Here is a 14,363-nt window from a genome sequence, read left to right as displayed (position 1 = left end):
GAATCTACCGCTCCGGTGTGCCGGAGCCTACCGCTCGACCCGGGCGCAGAACCGTGCTATCACTCGACGCGGAACAGGCGCATCGAGGTGCCGGGAACGGACAGGACGTCGCCGGGCTCGAAGACCTCCGCGTGCGCGGAGGGGTGCTCGTCGGCACTCGACCAGAGCGAGACGAACCGGTTCGCGCCGTCGATCTCCAGCGGCAGTCGCACGTCGATCGGCGCCTCCGTGCCGTGCACGATCAGGAGGATGCGGTTCGCCGCCTCGGTGTCGGGCGTGGAGGCGGCGACGTACTGCAGCGTGCGGTTGCCGGGATCGTTCCACTGCCCCGGTTCCATCGTCTCGCCGTTCTGGTCGTACCAGTCCATGACCGACGCGTTCGGGATGTGCTCGCCGAGCCGGGCGTAGCGGCTGGGGCGCAGAGCGGGATTCTCCTGGCGCAGCTGGATGAGCCGCGTGACGTGCGCCCGCAGATCCTCCTGCCACGGCTCCAGGTTCCACCCGAGCCACGTGAGGGGAGAATCCTGGGCGTAGGCGTTGTTGTTCCCGCGCTGAGTGCGCCCGACCTCATCGCCGGCGGTGAGCATGGGGATGCCCGCGGACAGCAGGACCGTGCCCAGGAGGTTGCGCATGGCCTTCCGGCGGGCAGCGAGGATCGCAGGATCGTCAGTGGGGCCCTCGACGCCGTGGTTGAAGGCGCGGTTGGTGTCGGCGCCGTCGCGGTTGTTCTCGCCGTTCGCCTCGTTGTGCTTGACGTCGTAGGAGACGAGGTCGTGGAGCGTGAAGCCGTCGTGTGCCGTGACGAAGTTGATGCTGGCGAGCGGACCGCGCTCCTCGCTGAAGGTGTTGGAGGAGCCCGCGAGGCGCGTGGCGAAGCCGCCGATGCCCACCGGGGCGGAGGCGCGACGGGCGTAGTCGATGTCGCTCAGCCAGAAGTTGCGCACCCGGTCGCGGTAGCGGTCGTTCCACTCGTGCCACCCCGTGGGGAAGTTGCCCGTCTGCCAGCCGCCCAACCCCACGTCCCACGGCTCGGCGATGAGCTTGGTGTCGGCGAGCACGGGGTCGGCGGCGATCGCCCGCAGCAGCGGATGCTCCGGGTTGTATGTGTGGGCGGCGTCTCGGGCGATCGCGGTCGCGAGGTCGAAGCGGAAACCGTCGATCTGCATCTCCTCCGCCCAGTACCGCAGCGAGTCCAGGACGAGGCGGGCGCCGGCGTCGGTGCTGGTGTCCAGCGTGTTGCCGCACCCGGTGGTGTCGATGTAGACGCCGTTCCCGTCCTGCCGGTAGTAGCTCGCATTGTCGATCCCGCGCAGGCTCGAGCGCGGGCCGCCGATGCCCTCCTCCGAGGTGTGGTTGTAGACGACGTCGAGGATGACCTCGAGCCCGGCCTCGTGGAGCAGCTTCACCATGCCCTTGAACTCGGCGATGATCGCCTCCGGTCCGCGCTTGCGGGCGTCCTCGGTGGCGTACGCGGCGTGAGGCGTGAAGTAGTTGAGGGTGTTGTAGCCCCAGTAGTTGGTGAGGCCGCGCTCGAGCAGGCGCGGCTCCGGCACGAAGGCGTGCACGGGCAGGAGCTCGACGGAGGTGATGCCGAGCGCGTGGAAGTGCTCGATCATCGCGGGGTGTGCGAGACCCGCGTACGTGCCGTGCAGCGCGGGCGGCACCTCGGGGTGGCGCTTGGTCATGCCCTTGAGATGGCCCTCGTAGATCACGGTGCGATCGAGCGGGATGCGCGGCTTGCTCGTGTTCCCCCAGTCGAAGCCGTCGACGATGACCACCGACCGCCACTCCTGGTAGCCGTGTCCCTGGGCGAGGCCCTTCGCGTACGGGTCGAGCAGCAGCGTCTCGGGGTTGAACGTGTTGCCGGGGCCGTGCGGCCCTCCCACGCGGACCGCATACCGGGTTCCTGGCTGGAGCAGGGCAGACGTGACCTCCCACACGCCGCCCGGCCGCCGCTCGAGCGCGGCCTGGTCCGTGACCCAGTCGAGGTCGGTGGCGTCGAAGACGACCAGCTCCATCGACGAGGCGTTGCCCGACCAGACCCGCAGGGTGCCGCCGCCGTCGTGCAGGCGGACGCCGAGATCGTCGAGGGCCGATCCGCCGGGGACGACGGGGACGCGGGAGACAGGCATGACTACACCCTAGGCGTGTTGCATTTCAGTCTCATGTCGGCGCGGACCCGGTCCCAGAGGCACGACCGTGTCCGCACGACCGGGGAACGGGGGAGAATCGAGGTATGCGGCACTACCTCGACCACGCGGCGACCACGCCTCTGCGCGCGGAGGCCCGCGACGCCTGGCTCGAGGCGGCGACCGTCGTGGGCAACGCCTCGTCGACGCACGGCGCCGGACAGGACGCGCGGCGCCTGCTGGAGGAGTCGAGGGAGCGGCTCGCCGCGGTGCTCCACGCCGACCCGATCGAGGTCGTGTTCACCTCGGGGGGCACGGAGTCGATCAACCTCGCCGTGCAGGGGCTCTGGCGCGCACGGGACGCGGGCACCACCGCTATCGTGCTGCCCGACGGGGAGCATCACGCCACGATGGACACCGTCGCGGCTCTCGCCGAGGAGGGCGCGGAGGTCCGCGCGGTCCCGGTGTCGCCGGAGGCGCGCATCGATGACCCCCGCTTCGCCGCCGCGCTTCCGGGTGCCGCGCTCGCGACGGCTCTGGTCGCCAACAACGAGGCCGGCACGATCAACGATGTAGCCGCCCTCGCGGCGGCGGCGGCCGACAACCGCGTGCCGTTGCACCTCGACGCGGTCGCGGCCCTGGGCCACGTGCCGCTCTCCTTCCGGGGCCTGCGCGGGTCGGCGGAGGGTCATGGCGGGCTCGTCGCGCTGAGCATCGCGGGCCACAAGGTGGGTGCTCCGGTCGGGACCGGCGCACTGCTGGTCGCCCGGTCGGCTCGTCTCGCTCCGCTGCTGCGCGGCGGTGGACAGCAGCGGGGGCTCCGGGCAGGCACGCAGGACGTGGCGGGTGCGGCGGCGCTGGCCACCGCGGTCGAGCTGGCCGAGAGCGAGCGCGAGGAGGAGGCGCGTCGGCTGCGTGCTCTGCGCGACCGCCTCGTCGAGGGCGTTCGCGCGCAGGTGCCCGCCGCCGAGCTCCTGGGCGACCCGCACGTGCGGTTGCCGGGCAATGCGCAGCTGCTGTTCCCGGGGGCCGTGGGGGAGAGCCTGCTCTTCCTCCTCGACGTCGCCGGGGTATCGGTGTCCACCGGCTCGGCCTGTCAGGCGGGGGTCGCGGAGCCCTCCCACGTGGTGATGGCGATGGGCCGGTCGGAGCGAGACGCCCGCAGCGTGCTGCGCTTCTCTCTGGGGCGCACCTCCCGCGATGATGACGTGGACGCCGTGCTGTCGGTGATCGCGGACGCGTATGCGCGTGCGTCCGGCGCCGGCTCAGCTGCGCGCTCGTAGACTGGACCCATGCGGATCCTTGCGGCGATGAGCGGCGGCGTCGACTCCGCCGTCGCCGCGGCGAGGGCGGTCGAGGCCGGGCATGACGTCGTCGGCGTGCACCTCGCCCTGTCCCGCGCGGGCGGGACGCTGCGCACGGGCAGCCGCGGCTGCTGCACGATCGAGGACGCGCTCGACGCGCGCCGCGCCGCCGACCTGCTCGGGATCCCCTTCTACGTGTGGGACTTCTCGGAGCGGTTCCGTGACGACGTGATCGACGACTTCATCGCCGAGTACCGCGCCGGGCGCACCCCGAACCCCTGTATGCGCTGCAACGAGAAGATCAAGTTCGCCGCGCTCCTGGAGCGGGCGATCGAGCTGGGCTTCGACGCCGTCTGCACGGGGCACTACGCCACCCTGATCGAGGGGCCGGACGGCCGGGAGCTGCACCGGGCATCCGACAACGCCAAGGACCAGTCGTACGTGCTCGGTGTGCTCACCGCCGAGCAGCTCGCGCACACCTACTTCCCGCTCGGCACGACGCCCTCCAAAGCGGTCGTGCGCGCTGAGGCGGCCGCCAGGGGCCTGACCGTCGCCCAGAAGCCCGACAGCCACGACATCTGCTTCATCCCGGACGGCGACACGCGCGGGTGGCTGGCGGAGAAGGTCGGTGCGGAGACCGGGGAGATCGTCGACCGCAGCGGCGCGGTGGTCGGCGAGCACGAGGGCGCGCACGCCTTCACGGTGGGGCAGCGGCGAGGGCTCAAGCTCGGGGTGCCGGCCGCGGACGGCAAGCCCCGGTTCGTGCTGGAGGTCCGGCCGGTGTCCAACACCGTGGTCGTCGGGCCGAAGGAGGCGCTCGCGATCGCCGAGATCGCGGGGGAGCGGTTCAGCTGGGCCGGCGCGGCGCCCGTGGAGTCGTCCTTCGCATGCGACGTGCAGATCCGCGCGCACGCCGACCCCGTTCCCGCCACGGCCACCATGACCGCGGACGGCGTCCGTGTGGCTCCGGAGGTTCCGCTCGACGGCGTCGCACCGGGGCAGACCGCGGTGTTGTACGTCGGCACGCGCGTGCTGGGCCAGTTCACGATCGACACCACGGTCTCGGCGGTTCCGGTCGGCGTCTGATCCCGGCGGATGTCGGCGGCCGCTCCTAGACTGAGCAGGTGGCGGAGAACATCTCACTGGAAGACGCTCGGATCGAGGCCGAGGAGCTGACGACCCGCATCCTCGAGGCCAAAGACGCCTACTACGGACGCGACACCTCGCTCGTCGACGACGCGACCTACGACGGGTGGATGCGGCGTCTGGAAGAGCTGGAGCGCCTGCACCCCGAACTGCAGGGCCAGGACTCGCCGACGCAGATGGTGGGAGCGGCGGAGGCCACCGGTCTCGCCACGATCGAGCACGCCGAGCGCATGCTCAGCCTCGACAACGTGTTCTCCGTCGACGAGCTGCGGGAGTGGGCGGCCAAGACCCGCGCGGCGGCCGGTCGCGACGTCGACTGGCTCACCGAGCTCAAGATCGACGGACTCGCGATCAACCTCCGCTACGAGAACGGGGTGCTCACCTCCGCCGCCACACGCGGTGACGGCCGGGTGGGCGAGATCGTGACGGAGAACGCGCTCCGTCTGCCGGAGATCCCGCAGCGACTGCGTGGTGAGGGGCATCCGCCGATCGTCGAGGTCCGCGGCGAGGTGTTCATCCCGGTCGCGGCGTTCGAACGGCTCAACGCCGCGCAGGCCGCCTTCCGCGAGCGCGCCTACGCCGACGCGCTCGCCCGGTGGGAGGCGCGCGGCGGCGTGAAGAAGCCGTTCGACGAGGAGAAGGCGCGCACGGCTGCGGCACGTCGGTTCCCCGCGTTCGCGAATCCGCGCAACGCCGCCAGCGGTGGTCTGCGCCAGCAGATCGACAAGAAGGACGGGCTCGAACTGGAGGCGGGGCTTCTGCGGATCGAGTCGCTCGCGCTGTACGTGCACGGCATCGGCGCCTGGGCACAGCCGCCGGTGGCCGCGCAGAGCCAGGTGTACGACCTGCTGGCTGAATGGGGCCTGCCGACGAGCCCGCACACGCGGGTGTGCCGCAGCATCGATGAGGTCGTCGACTTCGTGGAGTACTACGGCGAGCACCGGCACGACATCGAGCACGAGCTCGACGGGATCGTGGTGAAGGTCGACGAGCTGGAGCTGCATGACGAGCTCGGCGCGACCAGCCGGGCACCCCGGTGGGCGATCGCCTACAAGTACCCGCCGGAGGAGGTGCAGACGACGCTCCTCGACATCGTGGTGTCGGTCGGACGCACGGGCCGGGCGACCCCGTTCGCGGTGATGGCGCCCGCGCACGTCGCGGGGTCGGTCGTGCGTCAGGCCACGCTGCACAACAAGGACGTCGTGAAGGCCAAGGGCGTGCTCATCGGCGACACCGTGGTGCTGCGCAAGGCCGGTGACGTGATCCCCGAGGTGCTCGGGCCGGTCGTGGAGAAGCGGGACGGCACCGAGCGCGAGTTCGTGATGCCTGCCGACTGTCCGGAGTGCGGAACACCGCTGCGGCCGATGAAAGAGGGCGACATCGACCTGCGCTGCCCGAACGCGCGCTCGTGTCCCGCACAGGTTCGCGGGCGTGTCGAGCACATCGGGTCGCGCGGCGCGCTCGACGTCGAGGCGCTGGGCGAGGTCACGGCCGCGGCCCTCACGCAGCCGACGTCACCCGCCGTGCCGCCGCTGGAGACGGAGGCCGGGCTGTTCGCGCTGACGCTCGACCAGCTCGTGCCGATCGAGGTCGTGGTCCGGGATGCCGAGACCGGGCTGCCGCGTGAGGACGAGGACGGCCTGGTGAAGACGAGGGCGCCGTTCCGCCGGAACCCGACGGCGGCCGAGAGGAAGGCGGGGCGCGAGGGCCCCCAGCCCTCCTCGCAGGCGCTCACGCTCCTCGCCGAGCTCGAGAAGGCCAAGACGAAAGACCTGTGGCGACTCCTCGTCGCGCTGAACATCCGCCACGTGGGCCCGGTGGCGGCTCGAGCCCTCGCGCAGTGGTTCGGTTCGCTGGACGCGATCCGGGCGGCCTCCCGGGAGGAGCTCGCCGCGGTCGAGGGCGTCGGCGGGATCATCGCCGACTCGCTGCTCGCATGGTTCGAGGTCGACTGGCACCAGGAGATCGTGCGGCGCTGGAGCGAGGCGGGGGTGCAGTGGGCGACGCCGGGGCACCCGGGGCCCGGGGCTGCGGTCGCCGAGGGCGGAGTGCTCGACGGGCTCACGGTCGTCGCGACGGGTTCGCTCGACGGCTACACGCGCGAGGGAGCGCAGGAGGCGATCATCAAGGCGGGGGGCAAGGCCGCGTCGAGCGTGTCGAAGAAGACCGACTTCGTCGCGGCCGGTCCGGGCGCCGGCTCCAAGCTCGCGAAGGCCGAGGAACTGGGCATCCGCATCCTCGACGCTGCACAGTTCCACCTGCTGGTGACCGAGGGACCCGACGCCCTCGGCTGAACGGGTGCCCGCGGGTCAGGTGTCCGTGGGAGGCAGGAACTGCAGCAGCCGAGGGGAGTCGGCGAAGCCGAGCCCGCGGTACAGCGTCACGGCCTCCTCGCTCGAGTGCACGGTGACGCGTCCTGCGCCGAGGGACACCGCGTGAGCGCACGCCGCCGCGACCAGTGCTCGCCCGGTTCCGCGCCCGCGGTGCTCCGGCAGCACGAACACGCTCTGCACGTCGGCCGAGACCCGGTCCGCGGCCCCGGGGCGCGGCACCCGGGGGAGCATCGCGACCCAGGCGACCCCGACGGGCTCGCCGTCGTCCGCCCTCGCCACGAACGCCGAGTGCGTGTCCTCGTGGAGGCTCCACCAGGCGGCGAGTTCCGCCGTGAACTCGTCGAACGACCGTCCCGCCGTCAGCTCGTCTGGCACGTCCTGCCACTTGAGCAGCGCGAGCCCCGCGACGTCTCCGCGGTCCGCACGGTCGATACGCACGATCAGCTCTTGTGACGGGGCTTCCGGAACGGCTTGTCCTCGCGGGGACCGCGGGGTCCGCGATCGTCACGGTCATGGCGGTCACCGCGGTAGCCGCGGCCCGCGCCGTCGTCGTTCCCGCGGTCGCGCGCAGCTCCCCGGCGTGCCCCGGGGCCACGGTCGGGCGCGATCTCGATCAGCCGCCCGGAGATGCGGGTGTCGCGGAGCTTCTCGAGGACGGCGGGGTCGAGGTTGGCCGGCAGTTCGACGATCGAGAAGTCGGGGCGGATGTTGATGGCGCCGAAGTCGTCGCGACCGAGGCCGCCCTCGTTCGCGAGCGCGCCGACGATCTGCCGCGGCTCCACGCGGTGCCGTCGTCCGACCTCGATGCGGTACGCCGCATAGTCGCCACGGCCCCGGCGTTCCCTGGGCTCACGCGTCTCCCGTGCGTCCCGCGGTGCGCGCTCACGCGGCGGACGGTTGTCGGCGGCCACGGCTCTGGCGAGCGGGTCGTCCGCGGGGTCGAGGAGGAGCGGTCGCTCACCCTGCGCGACCACGGCGAGAGCCGCGGCGACATCGCTCTCCGGCACGTCGTGGTGGCGCACATAGTGGGCGATGATGTCGCGGAACGCGTCGATGCGGGCGGTCTCGGACAGCGCGGTCGTGATGGCGTCGTCGAAGCGCGCGAGGCGCGTGGTGTTGACGTCCTCCGTGGTCGGCAGCTGCATCTGCGTCGGCGTCTGACGCGTGGCCTTCTCGATGTGCTTCAGCAGGTAGCGCTCGCGCGGGGTGATGAAGCTGATCGCGTCGCCGGTCCGCCCGGCGCGCCCGGTCCGGCCGATGCGGTGCACGTACGACTCGGTGTCGGTGGGGATGTCGAAGTTGATGACGTGGCTGATGCGCTCCACGTCGAGACCGCGCGCGGCGACGTCGGTCGCGACCAGGATGTCGAGCTTGCCGTCCTTGAGCTGGTTGACACTGCGCTCGCGCTGCACCTGGGGCACGTCGCCGTTGATCGCGGCGGCGGAGTAGCCGCGAGCGCGGAGCTTCTCCGCGAGCGTCTCGGTCTCGTTCTTGGTGCGGACGAAGACGATCATCCCGTCGAAGTTCTCCACCTCGAGGATGCGCGTGAGGGCGTCCACCTTCTGCGCGTACGACACCACGAGGTACCGCTGGGTGATGTTCGTGTTGGTCGCGGTCTTGGACTTGACCGTGATCTCCTCGGGGTCGCGGAGGTACTGCTGCGCGAGGCGCCGGATCTGGGCGGGCATCGTGGCGGAGAACAGCGCGACCTGCTTCTCCTCCGGCGTCTGGGCGAGGATCTGCTCGACATCCTCCGCGAAGCCCATCTTCAGCATCTCGTCCGCCTCGTCGAGCACCAGGTACTGCAGCTCGGAGAGGTCGAGCGTGCCCTTGGCGAGGTGGTCCATGATGCGACCGGGGGTTCCGACGACCACGTGCACACCGCGGCGCAGCGCCGACAGCTGCACGCCGTACCCCTGACCGCCGTACACGGGCAGCACGTGGACGCCCTTCATGCGTGAGGCGTACGACTCGAACGCCTCACACACCTGCAGCGCGAGCTCGCGCGTGGGGGCGAGCACGAGGGCCTGCGGGGTCTTCTGTGCGGTGTCGAGGCGCTCCAGCACGGGGAGCGCGAAGGCCGCGGTCTTGCCGGTGCCGGTCTGCGCCATGCCCACCACGTCGCGGCCCGACAGCAGGGTCGGGATCGTCGCGGCCTGGATCGGGGAGGGGGTCTCGTAGCCGAGGTCTCGGATGGCCTTGAGGACGGGCCCGGTGATGCCGAGCTCCTCGAATCCGGGGGTTGCGGGGGACTCGTCGGGGGCGTCGGTGGGCACTGCGTCTTCAGGGGTCACTTCCCAAGGGTAGCGCGCGCCGGCCGCCACCACCTGTGCAGACGGCTCAGGCGCCGGTGGTGAGCGCGAGCAGCTTCTCCTTGACCTGGCGGCGCAGGACCTTGCCGATGAGCGACTTCGGCAGCTCGTCGACCACGAACACGCGGCGCGGCACCTTGTACGGGGTGAGGATGCTGCGGGCGTACGCGCGGATCGCTTCGACGTCGACATCGGCTCCTCCGTCGACGACGATCGCGGCGACGACCTCCTCGCCCGAGTGCTCGCTGGGCAGTCCGACGACGGCGGCGTCCACGACCGACGGGTGCTGCCGCAGCGCGTTCTCGACCTCGGTGGGGGCGACGTTGAAGCCGCCGGTGATGATCAGCTCCTTGATGCGGTCGACGATGCGGACGAAGCCGGCCTCGTCGATCGTGACGATGTCTCCCGTGCGGTACCAGCCGTCGACGAACACGGCGTCGGTCTCCTCCGGCTTGCCGTAGTAGCCGGAGAACACCTGCGGGCCGCGGACGACGAGCTCGCCCGCCGACCCCGCCGGTACGTCCTGCGTCGGGTCCTCGGGGTCGACCACGCGGCACTCCGTTCCGGGAAGGGGGAGGCCGACGGTGCCCGGCACGCGGTTGTCGGCCACGGGGTTCGCCATGAGCACGGGCGAGCACTCGCTCAGCCCGTAGCCCTCGACGAGGTACCCGTGGGTCGCGGCCTCGAAGGGGACGACCAGCTCGTGCGGCAGGGCCATCGCCCCGGAGATCGCGACCTCGATGCCGTCCAGGGAGACGCCCTTCGCCTGCGCGGCCGCGAGCAGCCGGTCGGCGATCGGGGGCACGAGCGGGAGGAAGGTCGCGGGGTGCTTCTTGACGACATCGAGCACGAGGTCGGGGTCGAACTTGGGGAACAGCACGAGCCGCGCCCCCATCGACATCGCGAACGTGAGGCACAGCGTCAGCCCGTAGGCGTGGAACATCGGCAGCACGGCGTACACCACGCAGCCCTTGCCGCGCTGGATCGACGGCACCCATGCCTGCGCCTGCGCCGCGTTCGCCAGCAGGTTGCGGTGCGTCAGCGCGGCGCCCTTCGGAGTTCCGGTGGTGCCCGAGGTGTACTGGATGATCGCGAGGTCGTCCGTGTTCGGTCTCGGATGCGACGCCGGAAGCGGGTCGGAGGCCACGAGCGAGTCCCACACCACGGTTCCGCGCACGCGCTCGGTCAGCGCTGCCCTGGACTCGCGCGCCTTCGCGACGGGCAGCCGCAGAGCGAAGCGGGTGAGGGCGGGCATCGCGCGCGTCACGTCGACGGAGACGAGGTTCGTCACGGCGAGGTCGGCGGGGAAGTCCTGCACGGTGGCGACGACCTTGTTCCACACGATCGCGTGCTTGGCGCCGTGATCCTCGAACTGCTTCCGCAGCTCGCGCGGCGTGTAGAGCGGGTTGTGCTCGACGACGACGGCGCCCAGACGCAGCACGGCGTAGAAGGCGATGATGTGCTGTGGGCAGTTCGGCAGCACGATCGCGACCGGGTCGCCCGCACGCACGCCGAGGTCGCGGAGTCCGGTGGCGGCCCGGTCGATCGCGTCTTGCAGTCGGGCGTACGTGGTCTCGCGGCCGAAGAACTGCAGCGCGGGAGCGTCGGGGTAGTCGCGGGCGGACGCGGCGACGATGTCGACGAGGGAACCGGTGACGGGGGCGAGATCCTCGGGGACGCCGTCGGCGTAGCTGGCGATCCACGGGCGAGGAGGCTGGAACGTGCTCACGCGCCCAGCTTATGCGCGCCGCGACGCGCCGAGCGGGCGACGGCACCCCAACTAGACTGGGGTCGTGTCTGAAATCACCCCTGATCTTGTGCGCCATCTCGGCGTGCTCGCGCGCATCCAGCTGAACGACGACGAGGTGACGCGGCTCACGGGCCAGCTCGACGCCATCGTCGACAACATCGCCAAGGTGTCGGAGGTGGCCACGGCCGACGTCGCCGCCACGAGCCACCCGATCCCCCTGAGCAACGTCTTCCGTCCAGACGTCGTCGGGCAGACGCTCACGCACGAGCAGGTGCTGCAGAACGCCCCCGACGCCGCCGACGGCCGCTTCCGGGTGACCGCGATCCTGGGAGAAGAGCAGTGAGCGACATCATCCGGCTGACCGCGGCGGAACTCGCCGACAAGCTCGCGGCGCGTGAGGTCTCCAGCGTCGAGGCCACCCAGGCGCACCTGGACCGTATCGCCGCGGTCGACGGCGACCTGCACGCGTTCCTCCACATCAACGAGCACGCGCTCGACGCGGCCGCTGCCGTCGACGCACGCCGTGCGGCAGGGGAGGAGCTCGGCCCGATCGCGGGGGTCCCGCTCGCCATCAAGGATGTCCTGGTCACCACCGACCAGCCGACCACCAGCGGCTCGCGCATCCTCGAGGGCTACCGGTCGCCGTACGACGCGACCGTCGTCGCCCGCTCGCGCGCGGCCGGTCTCATCCCGCTCGGCAAGACGAACATGGACGAGTTCGCCATGGGCTCGTCGACGGAGCACTCCGCGTATGGCCCGACGCGGAACCCCTGGGATCTCGACCGGATCCCCGGTGGATCCGGCGGCGGTTCGGCCGCCGCCGTGGCCGCGTTCGAGGCCCCGCTCGCGCTCGGCTCGGACACGGGCGGCTCGATCCGTCAGCCTGCTCACGTGACCGGCACGGTCGGGGTGAAGCCCACGTACGGCGGAGTCAGCCGCTACGGCGCGATTGCCCTCGCGTCGAGCCTCGACCAGGTCGGCCCGGTCACCCGCACGGTGCTCGACGCCGGTCTGCTGCACGATGCGATCGGCGGCCACGACCCGAAGGACTCGACGTCGCTCGACGAGCGGTGGCCGTCGTTCGCCGCTGCAGCGCGTGAAGGTGCGAGCGGGGACGGCCTCAGAGGTCTCCGCGTCGGTGTCATCCGCGAGCTTCCCGACAGCGGCTTCCAGCCGGGGGTCGCCGCGTCGTTCCGCAGCGCCCTCGCGCTCCTGGAGGCTCAGGGCGCCGAGATCGTCGAGATCGATGCGCCGCACTTCGAGTACGGCGTCGCCGCGTACTACCTGATCCTCCCGGCGGAGGCGTCCAGCAACCTGGCGAAGTTCGACTCGGTCCGCTTCGGTCTGCGCGTGACGCCGGAGGGCAACCCCACGGTCGAGGACGTCATGTCCGCCACGCGCGACGCCGGATTCGGCGACGAGGTGAAGCGACGCATCATCCTCGGCACCTACGCGCTGTCCGCGGGCTACTACGACGCGTACTACGGCAGCGCCCAGAAGGTCCGCACGCTCATCCAGCAGGACTTCGCCGCCGCCTTCGGCCAGGTCGACGTGATCGCCACGCCTTCGGCGCCGACCACGGCGTTCAAGCTCGGCGAGAAGATCGACGATCCGCTGCAGATGTATCTCAACGACATCACCACGATCCCCGCGAACCTCGCGGGTGTGCCCGGCATCTCGATCCCGAGCGGCCTGTCCGACGACGACGGCCTGCCCGTGGGCATCCAGTTCCTGGCTCCGGCCAGGGAGGACGCCCGTCTCTACCGCGTGGGAGCGGCGCTGGAGACACTCCTCGTCGACTCGTGGGGGGCGCCGCTCCTCACCCGCGCACCGCAGCTCGCAGGAGGGAACCGCTGATGGCCGCCGCAGCCAAGCTGATGGACTTCGACAGGGCTCTCGAGCTGTTCGAGCCTGTGCTCGGGTTCGAGGTGCACGTCGAGCTCAACACGAACACCAAGATGTTCTCCGACGCGCCGAACCCGGCGAACGAGGCGTATCACGCCGCCGAGCCCAACACGCTCATCGCCCCGGTCGACCTCGGTCTGCCCGGGTCGCTGCCGGTCGTGAACGAGACGGCCGTGCGCTCGTCGATCAGCCTCGGACTCGCACTGGGCTGCTCGATCGCGGAGTCGAGCCGGTTCGCGCGGAAGAACTACTTCTACCCCGACCTCGGCAAGAACTACCAGATCTCGCAATACGACGAGCCGATCGCGTTCGAGGGGTCGGTCGAGGTGGAGCTCGAAGACGGCACCATGGTGACCATCCCGATCGAGCGCGCGCACATGGAGGAGGACGCGGGCAAGCTCACCCACATGGGCGGCGCGACCGGACGCATCCAGGGCGCGGAGTACTCGCTGGTCGACTACAACCGCGCAGGGGTGCCGCTGGTGGAGATCGTCACCAAGACGATCTTCGGCACCGAGCACCGGGCGCCGGAGGTGGCGAAGGCGTACGTGGCGGCGATCCGCGACATCGTGCGCGGTCTGGGCATCTCGGAGGCCCGGCTGGAGCGGGGCAACCTGCGCTGCGACGCCAACGTGTCGCTGCGCCCGCGGGGGCAGGAGAAGCTCGGCACGCGTACCGAGACGAAGAACGTCAACTCGATGCGCTCCGTGGAACGCGCCGTCCGGTACGAGATCCAGCGCCAGGCGCAGATCCTCGCCGACGGCGGCACGATCATCCAGGAGACCCGCCACTGGCACGAGGACACCGGCACCACCTCGCCGGGCCGTCCGAAGTCCGACGCGGACGACTACCGGTACTTCCCCGAGCCGGACCTCCTCCCTGTGCAGCCGGCCCCGGAGCTGATCGAGGAGCTGCGCGCGGCACTGCCCGAGCAGCCCGTCGCGCGGCGCCGCCGGCTCATGGCCGAGTGGGGTTTCACGCCGCTGGAGTTCCAGGACGTCCGCAACGGCGGTCTGCTCGACGTCGTCGAGGCGACGATCGCGGCGGGCGCGACGCCGGCGACCGCGCGCAAGTGGTGGACGGGTGAGATCAGCCGCCTGGCGAACGCGCAGGAGAAGGACGCCGCGGAGCTGATCACCCCCGAGAACGTCGCGGCGTTGCAGAAGCTCGTCGACGAGGGGACCCTCACCGACAAGCTCGCCCGCCAGGTGCTCGAGGGCGTCATCGCCGGCGAGGGCACTCCGCAGCAGGTGGTCGATGCCCGGGGCCTGGCCGTGGTGTCCGACGACGGCGCGCTCGTCGCGGCGATCGATGAGGCCCTCGCCGCACAGCCCGACGTGATGGCGAAGATCCAGGACGGCAAGGTGCAGGCCGCCGGTGCGATCATCGGTGCGGTCATGAAGGCCATGAAGGGTCAGGCCGACGCCGCACGCGTGCGCGAGCTCATCCTCGAGCGCGCTGCCCAGTAGCCGTCTCTCCCGGGC

Annotated in this window: 10 protein-coding genes; 6 read left to right on the top strand and 4 right to left on the bottom strand. The window is 71.2% G+C overall.

Annotation, left to right across the window (positions count from 1 at the left end):
* Positions 1-59 precede the first annotated feature (59 nt).
* Complete coding sequence (gene glgX, locus DW299_RS17915) at positions 60-2,132, bottom strand: glycogen debranching protein GlgX (RefSeq protein WP_136037391.1); 2,073 nt, start codon at positions 2,130-2,132, stop codon at positions 60-62.
* Between the two features lie 104 nt (positions 2,133-2,236).
* Between glgX and DW299_RS17910 the strand changes: the two genes are divergently transcribed.
* Genes DW299_RS17910 through ligA form a run of 3 tightly spaced genes read left to right on the top strand, consistent with a single transcriptional unit; the run spans position 2,237 to position 6,873 of the window.
* Entirely contained in the window at positions 2,237-3,412 is a 1,176-nt protein-coding gene (locus DW299_RS17910) for a cysteine desulfurase family protein (protein WP_136037390.1), read from the top strand.
* Positions 3,413-3,421: 9 nt separating this feature from the next.
* Positions 3,422-4,519: a tRNA 2-thiouridine(34) synthase MnmA gene (mnmA, locus tag DW299_RS17905; protein ID WP_136037389.1), complete on the top strand. Its 1,098-nt coding sequence runs from the start codon at positions 3,422-3,424 to the stop codon at positions 4,517-4,519.
* Between the two features lie 38 nt (positions 4,520-4,557).
* Positions 4,558-6,873: an NAD-dependent DNA ligase LigA gene (gene ligA, locus DW299_RS17900; RefSeq protein ID WP_136037388.1), complete on the top strand. Its 2,316-nt coding sequence runs from the start codon at positions 4,558-4,560 to the stop codon at positions 6,871-6,873.
* A gap of 15 nt (positions 6,874-6,888) precedes the next feature.
* On the opposite strand, the gene DW299_RS17895 is transcribed toward ligA, so the two are convergent.
* From DW299_RS17895 to DW299_RS17885, 3 genes are read right to left on the bottom strand one after another with little or no spacing between them, the layout of a single operon-like run.
* On the bottom strand, positions 6,889-7,350 hold the full coding sequence (locus tag DW299_RS17895) for a GNAT family N-acetyltransferase (protein WP_168443176.1): 462 nt from the start codon (positions 7,348-7,350) through the stop codon (positions 6,889-6,891).
* A gap of 2 nt (positions 7,351-7,352) precedes the next feature.
* Complete coding sequence (locus DW299_RS17890; protein ID WP_372490593.1) at positions 7,353-9,206, bottom strand: DEAD/DEAH box helicase; 1,854 nt, start codon at positions 9,204-9,206, stop codon at positions 7,353-7,355.
* 46 nt (positions 9,207-9,252) lie between these two features.
* Entirely contained in the window at positions 9,253-10,953 is a 1,701-nt protein-coding gene (locus DW299_RS17885; RefSeq protein WP_136037386.1) for a long-chain-fatty-acid--CoA ligase, read from the bottom strand.
* A gap of 64 nt (positions 10,954-11,017) precedes the next feature.
* On the opposite strand from DW299_RS17885, the gene gatC reads away from it, so the two are divergent.
* The 3 genes from gatC to gatB are packed head-to-tail and all read left to right on the top strand — an operon-like array spanning position 11,018 to position 14,348.
* Entirely contained in the window at positions 11,018-11,317 is a 300-nt protein-coding gene (gene gatC / locus DW299_RS17880; protein ID WP_136031845.1) for an Asp-tRNA(Asn)/Glu-tRNA(Gln) amidotransferase subunit GatC, read from the top strand.
* Positions 11,314-12,831, top strand: coding sequence for an Asp-tRNA(Asn)/Glu-tRNA(Gln) amidotransferase subunit GatA (gatA, locus tag DW299_RS17875; RefSeq protein ID WP_136037385.1), 1,518 nt, complete (start codon positions 11,314-11,316; stop codon positions 12,829-12,831). Before gatC ends, gatA begins: the two co-directional genes overlap by 4 nt.
* Positions 12,831-14,348 carry an Asp-tRNA(Asn)/Glu-tRNA(Gln) amidotransferase subunit GatB gene (gatB, locus tag DW299_RS17870; protein WP_136037384.1) on the top strand — a complete coding sequence of 506 codons (1,518 nt, stop codon included), beginning with the start codon at positions 12,831-12,833 and terminating at the stop codon, positions 14,346-14,348. The genes gatA and gatB overlap by 1 nt, the downstream gene beginning before the upstream one ends.
* Positions 14,349-14,363 lie beyond the last annotated feature (15 nt).

The organism is Microbacterium sp. K35 (assembly GCF_004794375.1).
Lineage (GTDB): Bacteria > Actinomycetota > Actinomycetes > Actinomycetales > Microbacteriaceae > Microbacterium > Microbacterium sufflavum.
This window is presented reverse-complemented; position numbering and strand designations above follow the sequence as displayed.

What these genes read in the sequence shown, in the direction of transcription:
- mnmA (WP_136037389.1), top strand. Translation starts at nt 3,422, where the DNA reads ATGCGGATCCTTGCGGCGATGAGCGGCGGCGTCGACTCCGCCGTCGCC.
- gatB (WP_136037384.1), top strand. Translation starts at nt 12,831, where the DNA reads ATGGCCGCCGCAGCCAAGCTGATGGACTTCGACAGGGCTCTCGAGCTG.
- DW299_RS17910 (WP_136037390.1), top strand. Translation starts at nt 2,237, where the DNA reads ATGCGGCACTACCTCGACCACGCGGCGACCACGCCTCTGCGCGCGGAG.
- glgX (WP_136037391.1), bottom strand. Translation starts at nt 2,132, where the DNA reads ATGCCTGTCTCCCGCGTCCCCGTCGTCCCCGGCGGATCGGCCCTCGAC.